This window comes from Kitasatospora sp. NPDC059571 (assembly GCF_042735675.1).
GTDB lineage: Bacteria > Actinomycetota > Actinomycetes > Streptomycetales > Streptomycetaceae > Kitasatospora.
Genome location: NZ_JBHWBW010000614.1, coordinates 1 through 3974 on the forward strand (window position 1 = coordinate 1; position 3974 = coordinate 3974).

The following is a 3974-nucleotide window of genomic DNA, read 5'->3' on the forward strand; positions in this document are numbered from 1 at the left end:
GCTGTTGAGTTCTCAAGGCACGGACACTTCCTTCGGACCGCCTTCCAGCGGACCCTCCGGGCGTTTCGCTCTTTCGTGTTTCCAGCTTATCAGATCCGCGGCGACCGTTTTACCGGCTTCCGTTTCTCGGAATTCCCGCTGGAGGGGATTTCCTCGACTTCGTAGTGAACCCTATCAAAGGATTTGCACTGCTCTGTCCCGAGGAATTGTCTGCACCGGGTGGCGATCCTTGCGGACGCTCTGCCACGGTTCGACGGTGTCGTAGACACTACGCCTGCATCCAGCCGTTGTCCAGCTGTTCGCAACCGTTCAAACCTACTAGCCCGTCACTTCCACGTCAATGGTCCTGGCGGGATGATCACGAGCCTACCAGCCCTACGGGGGTACTCCTGCACGCCACGCTCAGGCCGCGACGGGCTGGATGTCCGTCCGATCGGCCTCGGCGACATCGCCGATCTCGCCGCGGGCGGCCATGCGTCGGCCGTGCACCAGGGCGTAGAGGAGGAAGAGCGTCTCCACCACGACGCCGATCCCGACCCGTGCCCAGGTCGGCAGCCCTGACGGGGTCACGAAGGCCTCGATGACACCGGTGACCGCCAGGACGGCGGCGAGACCGATCGCCATGCCGATCGCGGCGCGGCCCTCCTCGGCCAGGGCGGTGCCGCGGGTGCGCGGACCGGGGTCGACGACCGTCCAGCCGAGGCGCAGTCCGACGCCGGCCGCCACGAAGACCGCGGTGAGCTCCAGCAGTCCGTGCGGAAGCAGCAGGCCGAGGAAGAGGTCGAGCCGGCCGGCCGACGACATCAGGCCGAGGCCGATGCCGAGGTTCAGCACGTTCTGGGCGAGCACGGCGAGTACGGGGATTCCCAGGAAGGCCCCGAAGACCAGGCACTGGGCGGCCACCCAGGCATTGTTGGTCCACACCTGGAAGCCGAAGGCCGTCGCCGGGTGCGCCGAGTAGTAGGCCTCGTAGGCACCGCCGGGCCGGGTCATCTCGCCCAGGTCGGCCGGGTCGGCCAGGGCGGCCCGGACCTCCGGGTGGGTGGAGACCCACCATGCGACGAGGGCACTGGCGAGCAGCGAGACCACGGCGATCGGTATCCACCAGCGACGGGCCCGGTACAGGGCCGCCGGGAAGCTGACGGTGAAGTAGCGGCCGGCATCGCGCCAGGAGGAGGTGCGCGCGCCCGTGACGGCGCTGCGGCCCCGGGCGACCAGGGTGGTGAGCCGCCCCTCCAGGGAGGGGTCGGGCGCGGCGGACTGCACTTGGGCGAGGTGGCCGGTGGCGCGCTGGTAGAGGGTGATGAGCTCGTCGGCCTCCGAGCCGTCGAGCCTGCGCCGGCGGCTCAACTCCTCCAGCCGGAGCCACTCCTGCTGGTGAGTGGCGACGAAGACGTCCAGGTCCATGCGGCTCGCTCCACGGGCGCGGTGCTGGTCGGGGCGGGCCTAGCTTGCCAGAGCCGGGCGGCCGTATGTTTGGCCGCCGGACATCATGACGGAAACACGGGTGGGGTGGGTGCGGTGAGCGACCTGGTGACGGGCGAGGCCGTCGTCCTGGGACTGCGGACGGCGAAGGTCCCGAGCCGGGCCCTGGCCATAGCGCTGGACCTGTCGGTCGAGTTCATCGGGCTGGCGGTCACCATGACCGTCGTCCTCACCTCGCTGCCGGGCCTGGACGAGGCGGCCGCGGCCGCGGTGGTCCTGGGCCTGAGCGTGTTCTTCCTGCTCGGGGTGCCCGTGATGGTCGAGACGCTGTCGCGGGGCCGCTCGCTCGGCAAGCTGGCGCTGGGGCTCCGGGTGGTCCGGTCGGACGGCGGACCGGTGCGGTTCCGGCACGCCCTGGTGCGGGGCCTGGTCGGGGTGCTGGAGATCCAGATGCTGGTCGGCGCCGGCGCGGTGATCAGTTCGCTGCTCTCGCCGCAGGGACGCAGGCTGGGCGATCTCTTCGCGGGCACGCTGGTCGTGCGGGAGCGGATCCCGCAGGCGGCCCGCGCGTACGCGGAACTCCCCCCGGTCCCGCCGGCGCTGCTGCACGCGATCGGCGGGGAGCTGGTGGCCCTGGACCTCTCCGCCGTGCCGGACGGGCTGTGGCTGGCGATCCGGCAGTTCCTCGGACGGCAGGCCCAGCTGGACCCGGCCGTGGCGCAGACGATGGCCGGATCGCTGGCCGCCGAGCTCGCCGGACGGACCGGGCGGCCGGCGCCGTACGGGCTGCACCCGGCCGCCTACCTGGCGGCCGTGCTGACCGAGCGGCAGCGCCGCGAGTGGGAGAGGGCCGCCGGGGCGGCGCGCCCGCAGCCGTACGCCGGGACGGGAGCACCGGCCGTGCCGGCGCCCGGCCTGCCGGCGTTCCCCGCCGGGCCCGCCGCACCGGCCGCCGCCGTCCCTCCGGTGGTCGCCCCGGCCGTTCCGCAGCCGGAGCAGCCGTCCGCCCCCCCCGCCGGCGGCGCCCCCCCCCCCCGCGCGCGCGCGGTGGCCGCCGAGGCCGGCGGGGAGGAAGCCCGTGAGCTGGCCGAGCGGCTCACCTCGCCGCTGGAGTCGGCGACCCGCCTGACCATGCTCAACGTGCTCTCCGCCGCGATGGACGAGATCACCCGCGAGCTCGCCCCCGGTTCGGTCGACGTACGGTTGCGCGGGCTCGACCCCGACTTCGTGGTGACACTCCCGCCGACCGACCACGGCACCGTGGAGGCGGTCGCCGCGCCCGTCGAAGTGCTCAAGGCACCGGCGCCCGCCGACGAGGACGAGGGCGGCACCGCCCGTGTCAATCTGCGCCTCCCGGCCCACCTCAAGGCGCGCGCCGAGGAGGCCGCGAGCCGCGAGGGCCTGTCGGTCAACGCGTGGCTGGTACGAGCCGTGTCGGCCGCGGTCGACGGCGGTGCGCGGCCGCGTTCGGCGGAGCGGGCCCGCGCCGTCGGACAGAGCTTCACGGGCTGGGTGCGCTGACCGCCCCCGAGCCCGCCCACCCGCTTCACCCACACCACGTCCCACCAGCAGGGACGACCCCATGACCCAGGAGGACGGTACAGCCATGCCTTCTTTCGACACGCCCGAACCGATTTCCGCCCATGCCCACGTGGCCGCCGGCTCCGTCCGTCTCACCGCGGGCGACCGCCCCGAGACGGTCGTCGAGGTGCAGCCCCGCGACCCGAAGAAGGACCGGGACGTGCGTGCCGCCGAGCAGACCGAGGTCACGTACGCGGGCGGCGTCCTGACCGTTCGGACCAAGCAGCGTCTGGTGGTCGGGCCCACCGGTGCCGTCGACGTGACGGTCGAACTGCCCGCGGGCTCGCACGTCGACGTGAATGGATTGTGGACCCAGGTGCTCGGCGAGGGGCGGCTCGGCGAGGTCCGGGTGAAGACCTCGTCCGGCGACGTCCGGCTGGACACCACCGGGCCGCTCCGGCTGGCCGCCTCGCACGGCTCGATCACCGTCGACCGGGTCGAGGGCGCGGCCGAGATCACCACCAGCTCCGGCAGTCTCCGCGTCGGCACCGTCGACGGCCCCGCCGTCCTGAAGAACTCCCACGGCAGCACGACCGTCGGCACCGCCCTCGGCGACCTGCGGGTGAGCGGCGCGCACGGCGACATCGACGTCATGCACGCCGAACGCTCCATCACCGCCACCACCGCGCACGGCACCCTGCGGGTCGCCGAGGTCGCCCGCGGAGCCGCCCAGTTGGAGACCGCCTACGGCGCCATCGAGGTCGGCATCCGGGAGGGCACCGCCGCCTGGCTCGACGTCAGCTCGGAACGCGGCCAGGTCCGCAACACCCTGGCCGACTCCGCGCCCCCGGGAGAGTCCGAGGAGACCGTCAAGATCCGCGCCCGGACCCGCTGGGGCAACATCGACATACGCCGCGCCCGGGCCTGAGCCCAGGTCAGGCCGCTCTACCTTCTGAGTCGGGTTGATCGAGCCATTCGTAAGGTTGGGTCGCCCAGGGGCGCTGGGTGTGGCTATCAGGCCGCTGCCA

At 73.0% G+C, this 3974-nt stretch carries 3 protein-coding genes; 2 read left to right on the forward strand and 1 reads right to left on the reverse strand.

Annotated elements, in window-relative coordinates:
• Positions 1 to 402: 402 nt before the first annotated feature.
• Positions 403 to 1407, reverse strand: a complete 1005-nt coding sequence (locus ACFV0G_RS36590) for a stage II sporulation protein M (RefSeq protein ID WP_380557241.1) — start codon at positions 1405 to 1407, stop codon at positions 403 to 405.
• Between the two features lie 114 nt (positions 1408 to 1521).
• Here ACFV0G_RS36590 and ACFV0G_RS36595 point away from each other — a divergent pair, with 114 nt between their 5' ends.
• Together ACFV0G_RS36595 and ACFV0G_RS36600 are read left to right on the forward strand one after the other, a co-directional pair.
• Positions 1522 to 2946 (forward strand): RDD family protein, encoded by a 1425-nt coding sequence (locus ACFV0G_RS36595; protein WP_380557243.1) that lies wholly within the window; start codon positions 1522 to 1524, stop codon positions 2944 to 2946.
• An 85-nt stretch (positions 2947 to 3031) separates the two neighbouring features.
• Entirely contained in the window at positions 3032 to 3874 is an 843-nt protein-coding gene (locus ACFV0G_RS36600; RefSeq protein WP_380557246.1) for a DUF4097 domain-containing protein, read from the forward strand.
• The last annotated feature ends 100 nt before the right edge of the window (positions 3875 to 3974 follow it).

What these genes read in the sequence shown, in the direction of transcription:
- ACFV0G_RS36590 (WP_380557241.1), bottom strand. Translation starts at nt 1,407, where the DNA reads ATGGACCTGGACGTCTTCGTCGCCACTCACCAGCAGGAGTGGCTCCGG.
- ACFV0G_RS36600 (WP_380557246.1), top strand. Translation starts at nt 3,032, where the DNA reads ATGCCTTCTTTCGACACGCCCGAACCGATTTCCGCCCATGCCCACGTG.